The sequence below is a fragment of the Brachyspira hampsonii 30446 genome (assembly GCF_000316195.1).
Lineage (GTDB): Bacteria > Spirochaetota > Brachyspiria > Brachyspirales > Brachyspiraceae > Brachyspira > Brachyspira hampsonii_C.
This window is the reverse complement of record NZ_JH994110.1, coordinates 594713-610162: the sequence shown is the minus strand read 5'-3', so window position 1 is coordinate 610162 and position 15450 is coordinate 594713. Positions and strand designations below refer to the sequence as shown.

Here is a 15450-nt window from a genome sequence, read left to right as displayed (position 1 = left end):
TTTTTTATAACGCATGGTAAAATTATTCTTATAAACTATTTTATTTATATTTACGATTAATCATATATTTAAAACATCATTCTTCGTGCGGTGATTGTATAATAATATTTCTAAACAAATTCTGGGCGGGGGTTATAATTTCAAAATAAAAACAAAAAGAAAAATAATGTAAAAATAACAAATAAAAACAAAAAGCCTAAAGGGCGGGGTAAAAAATAGATAAAAAACTTATATGAAAGAATTAATAAATTACAATGATGTGTATATTTTTTTTAATAATATTTCGATATTATTATTTTTTATGATATAATTAATTAACATTATTTAAGGATAAAATATAAATGGAATTAAATATAAAAAATTTCTCAAAAATAAAAAAAGCTAATATAATAATAGAAGGTATTACTGTAATAGCTGGAGAAAATAATACAGGAAAAAGTACAATAGGAAAAATTTTATTTTCATGCTTTAACAGCACTCAAAATATATTTGATGAAATATACGAATCAAAATTTCAACCTATTATAAAAAACTTACAAGATTTTATGAAAGAATTATCTGAAAATAATGAATCAATAAAAAAATTGATGCCAAACTTTATTAATTATAATAACAAAGAAATTGGTGGTTTTGGATTATTAGCAGCTATAGCATTAACAGTCATAGGAGGTTTGCCTCTTGCTACTGCATTACTTAGCGGATTAGGCTCATTTAATTCAGGCTACAACATAAAAAATGTAAAAAAAGAAAAAACAGATGTTAAAAATATAAATGATTTAATTGTTAATATTATAATTGATTTGACAAATGAAAATGATAAAAAAAATGCATACAATGCTTTGAAAGATAATCTTAAAGAATATATAAATATAGAAGATGAAAAAAATAATAAAATTATAAACAAATATGCATCTAAAATTGATGAATATATAAATATTCCAAATGAAAAAATAGCATATAAAAAGATTGATGAATATTTTAAAGCAATTTTTAATAATCAAATAAACAGCAGAATAGATAAAGAAACTATATCAGAAATAAGTATAATGGATTTAGTATTTAAATTTCAAAATGATAAATGTATAGAATCGAAATATGATAATGACTATGATAAAAATGTTTATTTTATAGATAACCCTTTTGTATTGGATAAAAAATATGATAAAAAATACATGACTAAGTATGAATATAATTTAATAAAAAAAATATTATACAATACAGAAGAAGTTAATACAACAGAGCAAATATTAGCAGAAGAAAAACTTGAAAAAATATATAATAAATTATCAGAAGCTGTAAATGGTAAAATCATAAATAAAGACAATGACTTTTATTTAGAAGAAGAAAACTTTACAGAGCCTATATCAATACATAGCTTATCAGCAGGGTTAAAATCATTTGCTGTAATAAAGATGCTGATAGAAAAAAATGCATTGAAAGAAGAAGATATTTTAATTTTAGATGAACCTGAAATACATCTTCATCCTAAATGGCAGCTGCTATATGCTGAAATAATAGTATTATTACAAAAGATATTCAATGTTTATGTTATAGTAACAACACATAGTCCTTATTTTTTAGAGGCTATAGAAATGTACTCTAAAAAACATAATTTAAATGAAAAAACAAATTATTATCTATCAGATATAGAAAATAATTATTCTGTTTTTAATTTAGTTAATAATCATATAGAAAAAATATATTCCAAAATGGTACAGCCTATAGATGAACTTGAAGATTTAGCAAACATGTTTTAATTATGTATTAAAAATATAAAGCGGAGTATAAATATATGGATCCTAATATAATAAATAAATTACCTGATATATTAAAAAAGAATATTGAGACATTCAAAAAAACATCTGAAGATTCTTCTAATAAAGATAATATAGAATATATGACTGATTGTGAATATTCTGTTATTAACTTTGATAAAGTTACTGAAGAATATAAAAAAAATAATAAAATAAATATGGATCCAAAATCTAATGATGCACTTTATATTGATAATGAAAATTTATATTTTATAGAGTTTAAAAACGGATATTTTAGTGTTAATTTTAATGTAAACCATATAAACGGATATATTTCTAATGCAATTATAAATGTTGAAGATGATAAAACAAAAAAAAGAATAATTTGTGATGATTTTAACGAAAAAATTAAAGGAGATTTCAAAGGATATTGTAAAGGTACTATTAATACTGACATGGATAACGATATAAATTATAATTTTAATGGTTTTATCAAAGGATATTGCCGTAAATTAAACATAGAAAATGAAGATGCAAAAATAAAATATTCTATTAAAGGAAAAATTAAAGGAGATATTGAAGGTAATTTTAAAGGCTTTGTAAATGGAAATACTATATTAGACGATTTAAAAACAAAAATATATGACAGTTTATTTGTGCTATCTAATATAAAATATAGTAATGGTGATTATTATATAGAAAATATACTTGAATATTCTAGAAAAAATATAATATATATAGCAGTATATAATAGAGATAATATTCCTAAAGCCAAATCGAGTTTACATTGGAACGAAAAGGCTGGTAATGGAGAATCAACAAAAAGATACAATTTAAATAAAATATTATTATTAAAAAATTTCATATTTAAAGATGTGCATTTATACAGCAAAGAACAATTTAGAATGAATTTTATTGATAAAATTAAAATTTAATAATACATAAAATATTATTTGATAATGAAAAGGCATAGACTTAAAAAATAAGCCTATGCCATAATATTTTTAATCTAATTATAAATTTACATTTTTCTTAAAGCTATGCTAAGAAAGAAAGCAAAACCTCCCCATATAACAAGCAGGCTAAGTCCCATAAATATAGCAGAATCTAATCCCATAATTAATTCCTCCCTTTTATTTTATTTAATGAGGTATATTAGGCTGTCTGTCTTTAAATTTGGCAAATAATATACCAACTATAAATGCTATAATAGGCATAGACCAGCCCAAAGCAATTAAAGCCCAAGTAGGATAACCGCCGTAAGGTTTTTTGAAATCATTTATTAATTTCAATGATAACATCACAGCTAAGAATATAGGTGTTAAGAATTTCAAACAGAAATCCCACCAAATACCTACTCTGAATTCACTCACAGTATTGATAGTTTCTTTAAATGATCCAAGTTTATATACCCAAGCAACTAATATAATCTCTATAAGTCCGCTTACTACAATATTATAATTGTTAACAAAAGCGTCCACTATATCAAGTATAGAAAGTCCGCTTCCTGTAGCATATACCATAGATATAGCACCTTGTATTACTATAATAATAATACTTACTTTTTTTCTGTTGAAATGGAATTTATCTATAAATGAAGATATAACAACCTCAGCAAGAGATATAGCAGAAGTAAGACCTGCAAATGAAAGCACCAAGAAGAATACTAATCCGAATATTCCATTCAAACCAGGCAAAGAGTTGATAGCTTCAGGAAATACCATAAATGCTAAACCTATACCGCCGCTTCCAGCTACTTCAGCAACTTCTTTTCCTTGAGAATGAGCCATATATCCTATTATACTAAATACTGTTATACCAGCAAATAAACTAAAGCTAGTATCAGCAAAACCTGTCATAAATGCATTGTTTGCTATATCAGAATCATCAGGAAGATAGCTTGAATATGTAATCATTATACCAAAAGCAACAGACATACTATAAAATACCTGTCCGTAAGCATCTATCCAAATTTTAGGATTAGTAAGTTTAGAAAAATCAGGTTTGAACATATAATCAAGTCCTGCCAAAGCACCAGGTAAAGTTACACCCCTAACAAGAATAATTACTACTAATATGGCTAATAAAGGCATAAATATTTTATTAGCTTTTTCTATACCGTCTTTAACTCCGCCTATAACAGAAATTAATATTATCACCCAAACAATAATTAAAGGAATAGCAACACCAATATTGAAATTACCAAGTGAAAAACCATCTTGAAGTTTTAAATATTCATTAGTAAAAAATGAAGCTGTATCAGTTCCCCATTTTAAGCCCTGAATAGAAAAAAGTCCGTAAGATAATGACCAAGCAATAATAACAGAATAATAAATAACTATTGCAAAACATGTAAATACCTGTAACCAACCCAACCATTCCCAAGAAGGGTTTAATGCCTTCAAAGCACCGGGTGCACTTTTATGAGTTTTATGCCCTATAGAAAATTCTAGTATCATTATAGGTATACCAGCTGTAAGCATAGCTATAAGAAAAACTATCATAAAAGCACCGCCGCCATTGGAGGCAACCATATATGGGAAACGCCATATATTACCTAAACCAACAGCAGAACCTATAGCAGCCAATATGAAACCTGCTCTAGTTCCCCATTGTCCTCTGTGATGATGATGACTCATCTTTCTCTCCTTATTTTTATTTTTTTCATTATAAATTTTTTATAATATATGTAAAATAATAAAATATCAATACTTTGTATAGAAATTTTTAATTTATTTTTTCACATAAAATTATTTTTAAATAAGATATTTTATTTCTAATACAAATATTTTCTATAATTAATATAACAACTAAAAGAACTTAAAATATTAATCATTTCACAATATTGTATATTTATTATTTTTCTAATAAAGTTGCTACAATATAAAATTTTATTCTATCATTATGATTTTTAATAGGATCAATACATAAAATTTCCTTAATTTTTTTCATTCTATGCAAAACTGTATTTCTATGTATGCCCAATTCTTCGCAGGTTTTATTAATATTCAAATCATTTTTGCTGATAGTTATTATAGTTTCTTTAAAGATTGAATTTTTATTAATAAAATTTAATATGTTTTTTAATATCATAGAAGAAGAAAAATAACCTTCATTTAAGATAATGTATTCTAATATATAATCTTCAATAAAATAAATATCATTATTTGTACACTCTATATAATTAAATAAAAAATTAGCCTGTTCAAAACTATTATACATATCCTCTAAATTATTAACTATGCAGCCGCACATAACAGAAAACTTTATATCAATCTTTATTTCTTTTCTAAGATATTTAAAAAATAATGATATCATTTTATTTTTATCTTTACTATTATCTAAACTTTTTATTATAATAAATTGTCTGTTTCCAATATGAGAGATTATATCCTGCTTGCTGAAATATTTTATTAATTTTATTTTCTGCATTATATATTCAGATATCTTTTTTATATCATATTCATCATTTTGTTCTAATTTGATTAAGCATACCATTCTATCTATATCAAAAGAATAACCATTATTTTCAGCCCATATATTAATAGAAGGCAGATATTTATAATTTTCTTTAGATATAATTTTATATATATAATTATTCAAATTTGTCTGCTTCAATATTTTTTTATCAATATCTATTTCTCTTTCTATGAGCATTTCTGTAGTCATCTTAATAATATTTGCTATTAATTTTATTTCATTGGGATCTCCTGTAACTCCTACAACCCCTATAAGTTCATTACTCAGCATAAGAGGCATATTAACACCAGGTCTGCTGCTTTCTTTATCATTATCTATAGAATTGAAATAATCAATACTTTTAACATTTTTAATAACATCTAAAGCCCCTAAATGTATTTTTCCTATTCTGTTTTTGTCTCCGCTTGCTATAATCTCACCATATTCATTCATAATGTTAATATTTACTTCATAATCTATAACCTTCATTATTTTATCTAATAATCTTTGAGCAATTTCATTATCTATATACATAATAACCTTAAAACTTTTTAATATTTTACCTAGATTTGCTGCAAAGCATCTGTTTTAGAATTGAAAATATAAATGATATTTAGTTTATAACAGAGCTTTAACTACAAAAAGTCTGGTACAATATTATTATACTTTATATATACAAAAAAACAAAAAAATATTTATAATTTAAAATATGATATATACCTAGCCAATACTATATAAAGTAGAAGCTAGGTATATATTTATAGAAGTATAGAAAATATAAATTTATTAAAAAAACAATGAAACTATAAACACATTAATTATTCCCGCAATACCTATTACTAAAGTCATTAAAGTTTGCGTTTTATAACCATCCTCTGCTTTTATAGAACTGAAATTAGTAACAACCCAATAATAACTATCATTAGCATGGGAAACTGTCATAGCTCCGGCACCTATAGCCATAACTGTTAATGCTGATAAAATAGGCGTATCTAAACCCAATGCCCCCATTAAAGGTGCTAATATTCCAGCTGTAGTAGTTAAAGCAACTGTAGAAGAACCTTGAGCTGTTTTTAATATAGCAGATAATATAAAAGGAAAGAAAATACCTACACTTTCAAATAAAGCTGCATTATCTGTAATAAACTTAACTAAACTAGAAGAAGAGATAACTTTACCTAAAACACCGCCTGCAGCTGTTACAAAAAGTATAGGACCTACAACTTTTAAAGTATCATTTGTAATATCATAAAAACTTTCTAAATCTTTCATATTCTTCTTTTGAGAAAAATATGTAATAATAGAAAATATAAGACCCACAGCCAAAGCTATTATAGGAGTACCTAAAAATTGTATAAATATTGAAATACTGCCTTCTATTTTTGCCATAGTAAATACTGAAGATAAAGCCATTAATATAATAGGTATTAAAATAGGAGATACAGCTAAAAAACCATTCGGCAATTTACCATAGCTTGCCACAAGCTCCTCATAGCTTTTAACATTTTCATCATTTGATATTTCATCTGTTGATTTTACTTTCTTACCTATATATTTAGAAAAGAAGTATCCGGATACTAGAGGTAATATAGAACATACAACCCCCATACCTATAACCATAAGCAAATGATTTCCTATACCCAAAGAATTAGCCGCTGCTATAGGTCCCGGAGTAGGCGGTATAAATACATGCGAAATATATAAACCTGCTGAAAGTGCTATACTCATAGAAACAGAAGATGCCATTGTTCTTTTAGCCAATGCTTTTTTTATTGGGTTTAAAATAACAAATCCAGAATCGCAAAAAACAGGTATCGAAACTATCCAGCCCATGATAATCATTGCAAGTTCAGGTCTTTTTTTACCAACTACTTTGATTACCATATCTGAAAGTTTTAATGCTCCTCCTGTTTTTTCAAGCACAGTTCCTATTAAAGCCCCCAAAATAATTACTATACCTATACTAGTAAAAGTACCGCTAAAACCGCTTCCAATTATACTAGGTATTTCTTTTAATGATATCCCAGAAATAAAAGCAAAAAGAATAGATACACCCATAATTGATAAAAATGGATGTATTTTTAATTTTGATATTGCAAATATCATTAAAATTATACATACAATAAAAAATATTATTAGTAAACCGCCTTGCATAATGCCTCCTTTTATTTATATATCAAGTATATAAAAATAATATGTGTTTACATTGTATGATAAACACAATTTTTTCAATATTTATTGTATATAATAAACAAGGAAAAAGAAAATTAAAATTAATATATTATATTTAAAACATAATTTAAAACATATATTTAATATTCTGTATTTAAGGAAAAGTCTATGAATATAAAAAAAATAATAATAATACCTGATTCTTTTAAAGGAAGTGCAAGCAGTTTAGAAGTTTGCAATTACATAGAAAAGGGGGTATTAAAAGTTATTAAAGATGCTGATATAAAGAAAATACCTGTTGCAGACGGAGGAGAAGGAACTGTACAATCAATACTATATGCTGCTGGAGGACATACCAAAAAAATAAATGTTAGAAATCCCAAAGGGGAAATTATAGAAGCTCAATACGGAATAATAAATAAAGATAAAGCAGTTATAGAAATGGCTGAAGCGTCAGGACTTACTCTAATAAACGATAAAAAAAGAGAGCCTTTAAAATATTCTACTTATGGTACGGGAGAACTTATTAAAGATGCTATTAATAATAATATTAAAGAAATACTAATAGGCATAGGCGGAAGTGCTACTAATGACTGCGGAATTGGAATGGCTAATGCTTTGGGATATAGGTTCTTTGATAAAAATAATAATGAGCTTGAAGCCGTAGCTCAAAATATGATAAAAACTGCATATATAGACAACAGCAATGTTGATAAGAGAATATTTGATATAAAAATAACTGCGGCATGCGATGTAAAAAATCCTCTTTACGGAGAAAATGGGGCTACAGCAGTATATGGAAAACAAAAAGGTGTTACTAATGAAAGTTTTGATATACTAGATAATGGTCTTAAAAATATAGCAAAAATTGTAAAAGAACAATTTGGCAAAGAAATAGACTATATAGAAGGAGCAGGAGCTGCCGGAGGACTTGGAGGAGGGCTTATTGCCTTTTGTAATGCTCAGTTAAAAAGCGGTATAGATGCGGTGCTTGATATAATAGACTTTGAAAATAAAATAAAAGATGCTTCTCTTATCATAACAGGAGAAGGTGCTATTGACGGACAGACTAAAGAAGGAAAAGTTCCTGTAGGTGTGGCCAAAAGAGCCTGCAATATACCTGTAATAGCAATAGTTGGCGAAATAAGAGAGGGTGCAGAAATAGTATATGATTTGGGTATTAAATCCATAATGCCTTTATGTACAAAAGCTATGACGCTTGAGGAATCTATTGCAAATACAAGTTCTTTAGTAGAAAATGCTGCAGAAAGAGCATTAAGATTTATTAATATAGAATTTTAAATTAGTATAAAACTTTAAAATAGAGTTTATTTAGAAAATAAATAATAAAAATAATAAATAAAATATATTTATTATTAGTTTTCAAGATTGTCTCTAACTCCGTAAATATTAAAATATCTCACTTCAATATCTTCTATATCTTCATCTATATTTTTTAAGAAGAATTTAAGATTAAGTCCCATAAGATATGTTTTATTTAAAGCAATATACCTCTCTTTTTTATTATCATCTCTATTCATATAATCATATACTATCATAGTAACATCTATATGAATATCTGAAATAACATATCCTTCTTTAAATATTTCTGTAGTTATAATAGTATAATTATTTGTATATTCATAATCACAAGAAGCATTATTAGAATACATTTTTAAAATGGTAAAATCCAAATAATTTTCTACTCCATCTTTTATAGCCAATTCTATATTTTTATCTTTATAAACCTTATCTCTTACCTCTTCCTTACTCATTTTTGAAACATAATTATTAAAATCATTAATATCAAGATTCTCTAAAGTACCCATATATCATATCTCCAAAAAATTATATTAAAGAATTATATAAATATTGCAAAAAAATGAAAGTATAATTATATTATTATCAAAATAAATTTTTATTTTAGGAGATTATAAGATGAGAACATCAGAAATAGAAAGAAATACTAACGAAACAAAAATAAAAATTAAATTAAATATAGACGGCACAGGAAAATATAAAAACAATACAAAAGTAGGATTTTTGGATCATATGCTTGATCTGTTTGCAAGACATGGAAGATTCGATTTAGAAACCGTATGCGATGGAGACATTCATATTGATTATCATCATTCAGTTGAAGATGTTGGAATCGTTTTGGGAAAATGTTTTGCTAATGCACTTGGAGACATGAAAGGAATAAAAAGATACGGTAATTTCAGCATGCCTATGTGCGAGGCTTTAACTTTAACTGCTGTTGATATATGCGGAAGAAGTCATTTAATTTTTAATAGTGATTTAAAACATGAAAAAGTTGGAGATTTCGATACTGAACTAGTTAAAGAATTTTTTACTGCATTTACTAATTCTATGAATATTACTTTGCATATAAATACTTTATATGGAGAAAATACTCATCATATAATAGAATCTATTTTTAAAGGTGCAGCAAGAGCCATAGCTCAGGCCTGTGAAATAGACGAGAAATACAAAAATGAAGTTTTATCTACAAAGGGAATGCTTGAAAATAATAATAATAATTAAAGTTCAAATAATACTTTGACTTTTATATTTTATTTTAGTATAATGCTTCAAGGTATAAAAAATTTTATTAGGATATAAATATGACAGCTATAATAGATTATGAAGTTGGAAATTTATTTTCTCTTATGTCATCTCTCAAATATGTAGGAATAGATGCCAAACTTACAGATGATGAGAAAATAATAAAAAATGCTGATGCTGTAATACTTCCTGGAGTAGGAGCTTTTAGAGATGCTTTGGCAAAACTTGAAAAAAGAAATGGAGGCACTCTAAAAAAAACGATCATAGAAGAAGCCAAAAAAGGAAAATTAATTTTAGGAATATGCTTAGGAATGCAGATGCTTTTTGATAAGAGCTATGAATACGGCGAATATAATGGGCTTGGACTTATAAAAGGAAGTATATGCCCTATAGAGAAAGATTTGCAGAATAAAAATTTAAAAGTACCTCATATGGGCTGGAATAATCTTAATATAAAAAAAGAGGATAAAATATTTAAATATATTAATAATATGGAATATGTATACTTTGTGCATTCATATTACGGCAAATACTGTGATGATAGTATAATAGCCGACAGTGAATATGATGTGCAAATACCAGCCATTGTAAAAAATGACAATGTATACGGCATACAATTTCACCCTGAAAAAAGCGGAAATACAGGTCTTAATATATTAAGAGGATTTAAAGATTTGATACAAAGCTAAATTAAAATAGCCCTACTCTCGTTCTTTTAATCTCTGTTCTGTATCTTTTTATTTCCCATTCAGTTCTGATTTTATCCCATTTAAGTATATTAGCCATTTCTTCAGCTATATGCTCGGAAATTAAAGTGCCGCAGTCATTTTCTGTCAATATGAACCTAAGTCTCCTCATCATAATATCGTCTAAATGAATAGCATGTTCTATTTCTATAAAATATTTTATAAGTCCTCTATTAATTCTATAATCAAGTCCCACTTCTACTAAAAGAGATGAATCATTCTTACAAAGCTCATTTAATTTTAAAATTAGATTAACAGATCCGAAATAATCTATAAGGAATTTAACCAAATTTTCATTCAAAACTAATTCAGTATTTTTTTCAAATTTATTATTAATAACCTTCTGAGTGCTGAACCATTTATAAGGCTTGCCATACATTTTTACTAATGCTTTCATAGAAACAGAGGAAGAAGTTGTAAAATTTCCTCCTTCAACTAAAAATAATCTATACTGCGGATGAACATGTATTTTCACCTGCGAAGAATTAAGAGGCATCATTCCAGACTGCGTAGTTATTATATGATTTTTATTGACAATAGAGCTGAAGTAAGTATTATATATATCAAGCAAATATTCAGCTTCATCGCTTGTAGTATATATACAATCTAAATCATGAGTATTTTTTTTGATTGTAGGTCCTATGATCGTATTATTTTTCCAACGCATTAAAAATACATTAGGTCTTGATTTTATTTTAGGAAGAATCACCGATTTATTTATATGAATCAAATCATTGTCTATAATTAAATGACTTCCCTTAACATAAACCAGCTTATCTTCAAAATTTCCATTAGGAAGCATAGAACTTATACTATGACCCCAAGCCCCCGCAGCCACTAATATAGTTTTAGCACTTGCCGTATGAACTCTTCCTGTAACTCTATCGGTAAAAACTACATTTTCTATTTCTTTCTGATTATATTCAAAAGCCTTAACTTCAGAATAGTTTAATATATCAGCCCCAAATTCCTCTGCCTTCAAAAGAAGCTCTATGACATATCTTGAGTCATCTAACGAACCCTCATAATATTCTATAGATGCTATAACATCATTATTTATTAAATCAGGCAAGTCCTCCAAAGTTTCATTTCTGCTGAGAGATTTATGCTTTTTAGTTTTTCCAAACAAAGAAAATGCATCATATAATATTGTCTTTAGCTCTTCTCTAAAAAGACCCGTTCTGCTATGTTCATATATAGGATTTATAATACCAAAATTTGAAGCTGAAGCCTTATACATAAGGTTATTTCTTTCTCTCACCCTATGAATTGTATACATTAAATTCTTACTGCTCATATCATTATATCCGCCCGAAAGCATTTTAGAAGTTCTGGAAGAAGAACCAAAAGCAAAATCATGCTTTTCAAGCAATAAAACGGCAAGCCCTACCCTGGAAGCCTTTAATGCTATAGTAGCCCCCATAACTCCGCCGCCTACAATGATAATATCATATTTTTTATTACTATTTTGGAGTATCTCATCTCTTGTTTTTGCCATAAATACCTCTCCTTTTTTATACATAGGAAATAATAACTTTTATTAGCAATAATAAAAAATAATAATTAATATATAAACTCTATATATTTTAGTATATACAAAATCATTATAAATACAAATATTTTAACAAATCTCTTAAACTCATACGATTTTTATTCTTTTCTAAAAATGAATTCATCTCTTTTACCTTACCATGATTATCTATATAATGCCCTTCAAACTCTCCAAGATAGGATATAGGAAAACTTAAATAAGCATTGTAAGCCAAAACAGAAAAATTCGGGCTGAATACTATATAATTTCCCTTATTCTTCTTAGAAAAATCAATCATATTATCATTGTCATCTAATGAATCGCCTACTATAATAAATTTTTTAAATTTGCCATTATATATAATATTATCGTCAAATATAGAATGCTTTAAATTTACATTTAAAGCTCTAATCTCTTTTATGGAAAAATCATTAATATTTGTATAATTATCCCTTATATTTTTTGAATTTGTAGCCATTATATTCTTTTTAAAGACTAGATTTTCTATTCCCAAAGAATCAATAAATTCATTAAAAGCCCTAATGTCTTCAATAGGATACATACTTGAATTTACAGCCAATACATCTTCTGCTTCAATATCATTAATAAATTTATGATAAAGCTCCTTAGCCTCATTGAATTCGCATTGCATTCCATTATAAAAAGGCTTTTCTAATGTATTATTTGAATAATAATCCAATTTCCTGCCGTAATCACATAATCCGTATTTTTTACCCTTAGGGGATGATATATCTTTTATGCTGTGTCTTATATAGCTGTACTTGGCATCGCATAGATAATTGCATCCTATACAAAAACTCTCTATAGTTTTTACTGTACTTATATCATCATCGATTTTATTATCTATATTCCTCTGAACATCAAATACATGAGTAGGACATAAATCTGTTATCATAGAATTATATCCGTCTATAACTTTATAATCCTCGCATATACCGCAGTTAATACATCTTTCAAAATTTGCTTTTATAAAATCTGGAAGATTCATTTTTTCTACGATATTCTTTAATTCTATTAGATTAATATCATTTTTATTAAAAGCATTTGGAGAAGCCTCTATAGAAACATTATAAATATCTAAATACTTTTTTAAATTGCAAACATAATCAGCTTTACAGCTTTCACATACAGGCTCATGCATATAAAGTATAGCCTTTAATAAAGAAGTTCTATAATTTATAATATCATCATCTTTTTCATTTAAAACACTCATTCCGTTTTCCACTATTTCATCGCAGGCATATCTATAAGAATAATTATTTTCATTTTTCTTCTTTACTTTAACCAAGCATAATTTACATCTTAGAATATTATTTTTCTTGCCAAAAGTATTTGTAGTATTTATTTTATAAGAGCATAAATGAGGTATATCTATATTGATGTAGGACAGTGCCTGAAGTATGGTATATCCTTTCTGAGATGATACAGTCTTTCCATCAACATTAAATTTTATTATCATTCAATAAAACCTCTAATATAAAATTATAAAAATCTTTAACTTTTTACAAAACTATATAATGTTATTTTATTTTCTATCAAATAAATAAACTCATCTTTAAACATTTCCATAACAGCTAATATACAGTCAGCTATACTTCTTATATATAAACATGAAGCCCCTATTTTAATCATTTCAGCAGCCGATTTTAGATTGGAATAATCATCAAAACTAGAATATCCCAAAAGCATTCTATTAATATAATACTCGCATAAATCAAATCCGTAATGACAAGGAGAACATTTTCGGCATGATACACTTTTAGCAAACTGAATTATTTTTACAGCAACCCTTATCATACATCTGTCCTCTTGTATAAAACATAATCCCCCATTTCCAAGCTTCATATTATAACTTCCGAAACATTCATAATCTAAAGTCATTTTCTGAAAAGTATCAAAATCTATAGGAGGATTCAAAAAACCATTTGTAAATACACATTTTATACTATACTCCTTAACTGTTCCACCTGATGCTTTGAGAATATTTTTTAAAGGAGTATGCATTTCAAATTCATACAAATTCGGACTTATAATATCACCTGTAACTGAAACTATAAAACTACCCTTATAATCTCCGTTTCCATAATTTTTAAAAGTAAATCCTCCGATATGTGCCAAGTATGCAATTTGAGATACAGTTTCTAAATCAAATACATATTTTTTATTTTCTAAAAAAGAAGGTGTAAGTCTGATATTATATTTATTATAATAAGCATATTCATCGTATATATTTATTTCTATATCATTGACAAAATTAGAATCCTCTGCCTCTACTATAGCTTTTAATATAATATCTCTCTCTTCCAAATAATAATCTTTTAATATTATATCTATTCTTTTAATATTTAAAATATTAGCTATAAGAACAGAACCATCTAATATGAGATGCGGATTATTTTTTAATAGAAATTTATCTTTAAAAACTAAATAGTCAAATGAAGCAGCATTGATTAGTATAAAATCTTCTTTAATATTTCCGTCGGTTAATAATTGATATATAGAGCTTTGAGTAATATCTCTTTTAAATATAGTATATTCTTTTAAATCTTCAAAAAAAGAATTAGCTATTTTTTGAAGATTTAAATAATCTCCGAAATGATCTTTATATGACTGGATATCTGTTATATTATTTTCACTATGCAGTACAAACTTTTTCATCTTTTTCTTACATGTATAGCTTCTATATACTTAATAATACTTTTAAAAGACGATTTTGTACATTCCATACCATTAATAAGGACAGGTACGGCATTATGGCAATTATGCATACACTCCATCTCTTTAAGGAGCATACCATCAGAAGACGGCACTCCTATTTTTAAATCATAATGAGAACGAATAGCTTCCAAAAGGGCATAAGCACCTTTCATAGAGCAATGAAGTCCTACACATACTTCTATGACAGTTTTAACATTGCTTGCCATACTATTATTCCAATTAAAAACATAAATATTAAGAGATGAAAAACATTAATATGTATAATGTTATTTTATATTATTTTTTCTTATGCCTATTTTTGCGTAAACGTTTTTTGCGTTTATGCGTAGCCATCTTTTGACGAAGTCTTTTTCTTCCTGAAGGCATATACACTCCCATTTTTATCTAATTTGAATATTCATTATAACATTTTACACAAATAATTTCAAGTAGAAACTAAAAACTAATTTGATTTTTTTATATTTATTTTATAATTAATTATCAT

Annotated in this window: 14 protein-coding genes; 5 read left to right on the top strand and 9 right to left on the bottom strand. The window is 26.3% G+C overall.

Annotated elements, in window-relative coordinates:
• Nucleotides 1–341 precede the first annotated feature (341 nt).
• The gene (locus tag A966_RS02730) at nucleotides 342–1757 is read left to right on the top strand and encodes an AAA family ATPase (RefSeq protein ID WP_008722287.1); all 1416 of its coding nucleotides are present in this window, start codon (nucleotides 342–344) and stop codon (nucleotides 1755–1757) included.
• Nucleotides 1758–1792: 35 nt separating this feature from the next.
• Nucleotides 1793–2689 (top strand): hypothetical protein, encoded by an 897-nt coding sequence (locus tag A966_RS02725; protein WP_008722285.1) that lies wholly within the window; start codon nucleotides 1793–1795, stop codon nucleotides 2687–2689.
• 86 nt (nucleotides 2690–2775) lie between these two features.
• Here the strand turns inward: A966_RS02725 and A966_RS13360 are convergent, their stop codons facing one another.
• The 4 genes from A966_RS13360 to A966_RS02710 form a co-directional block, all read right to left on the bottom strand.
• Nucleotides 2776–2871, bottom strand: coding sequence for a MetS family NSS transporter small subunit (locus tag A966_RS13360; protein ID WP_008722283.1), 96 nt, complete (start codon nucleotides 2869–2871; stop codon nucleotides 2776–2778).
• 25 nt (nucleotides 2872–2896) lie between these two features.
• The gene (locus A966_RS02720) at nucleotides 2897–4393 is read right to left on the bottom strand and encodes a sodium-dependent transporter (protein ID WP_008722280.1); all 1497 of its coding nucleotides are present in this window, start codon (nucleotides 4391–4393) and stop codon (nucleotides 2897–2899) included.
• A gap of 217 nt (nucleotides 4394–4610) precedes the next feature.
• Nucleotides 4611–5747, bottom strand: a complete 1137-nt coding sequence (locus tag A966_RS02715) for a CdaR family transcriptional regulator (protein WP_008722277.1) — start codon at nucleotides 5745–5747, stop codon at nucleotides 4611–4613.
• A 252-nt stretch (nucleotides 5748–5999) separates the two neighbouring features.
• Complete coding sequence (locus tag A966_RS02710) at nucleotides 6000–7367, bottom strand: GntP family permease (protein WP_008722276.1); 1368 nt, start codon at nucleotides 7365–7367, stop codon at nucleotides 6000–6002.
• Between the two features lie 192 nt (nucleotides 7368–7559).
• Between A966_RS02710 and A966_RS02705 the strand changes: the two genes are divergently transcribed.
• On the top strand, nucleotides 7560–8687 hold the full coding sequence (locus A966_RS02705) for a glycerate kinase family protein (RefSeq protein ID WP_039955507.1): 1128 nt from the start codon (nucleotides 7560–7562) through the stop codon (nucleotides 8685–8687).
• Between the two features lie 74 nt (nucleotides 8688–8761).
• On the opposite strand, the gene A966_RS02700 is transcribed toward A966_RS02705, so the two are convergent.
• Complete coding sequence (locus A966_RS02700) at nucleotides 8762–9214, bottom strand: hypothetical protein (RefSeq protein WP_008722272.1); 453 nt, start codon at nucleotides 9212–9214, stop codon at nucleotides 8762–8764.
• 109 nt (nucleotides 9215–9323) lie between these two features.
• Between A966_RS02700 and hisB the strand changes: the two genes are divergently transcribed.
• Both hisB and hisH read left to right on the top strand, forming a co-directional pair.
• Complete coding sequence (gene hisB, locus A966_RS02695) at nucleotides 9324–9929, top strand: imidazoleglycerol-phosphate dehydratase HisB (protein WP_008722270.1); 606 nt, start codon at nucleotides 9324–9326, stop codon at nucleotides 9927–9929.
• Between the two features lie 80 nt (nucleotides 9930–10009).
• Nucleotides 10010–10639, top strand: a complete 630-nt coding sequence (gene hisH, locus A966_RS02690) for an imidazole glycerol phosphate synthase subunit HisH (protein WP_008722268.1) — start codon at nucleotides 10010–10012, stop codon at nucleotides 10637–10639.
• 1 nt (nucleotide 10640) lies between these two features.
• Here hisH and A966_RS02685 read toward each other — a convergent pair whose 3' ends face one another.
• The 4 genes from A966_RS02685 to A966_RS02670 form a co-directional block, all read right to left on the bottom strand.
• Entirely contained in the window at nucleotides 10641–12194 is a 1554-nt protein-coding gene (locus tag A966_RS02685; protein ID WP_008722266.1) for an FAD-dependent oxidoreductase, read from the bottom strand.
• A gap of 106 nt (nucleotides 12195–12300) precedes the next feature.
• A complete protein-coding gene (locus A966_RS02680; RefSeq protein ID WP_008722264.1) occupies nucleotides 12301–13707 on the bottom strand; it encodes a 2Fe-2S iron-sulfur cluster-binding protein in 1407 nt (468 codons plus the stop codon).
• Nucleotides 13708–13742: 35 nt separating this feature from the next.
• A complete protein-coding gene (locus A966_RS02675) occupies nucleotides 13743–14906 on the bottom strand; it encodes an NADH-ubiquinone oxidoreductase-F iron-sulfur binding region domain-containing protein (protein WP_008722262.1) in 1164 nt (387 codons plus the stop codon).
• Entirely contained in the window at nucleotides 14903–15172 is a 270-nt protein-coding gene (locus A966_RS02670) for an NAD(P)H-dependent oxidoreductase subunit E (RefSeq protein WP_008722260.1), read from the bottom strand. The genes A966_RS02675 and A966_RS02670 overlap by 4 nt, the downstream gene beginning before the upstream one ends.
• Between the last annotated feature and the right edge of the window lie 278 nt (nucleotides 15173–15450).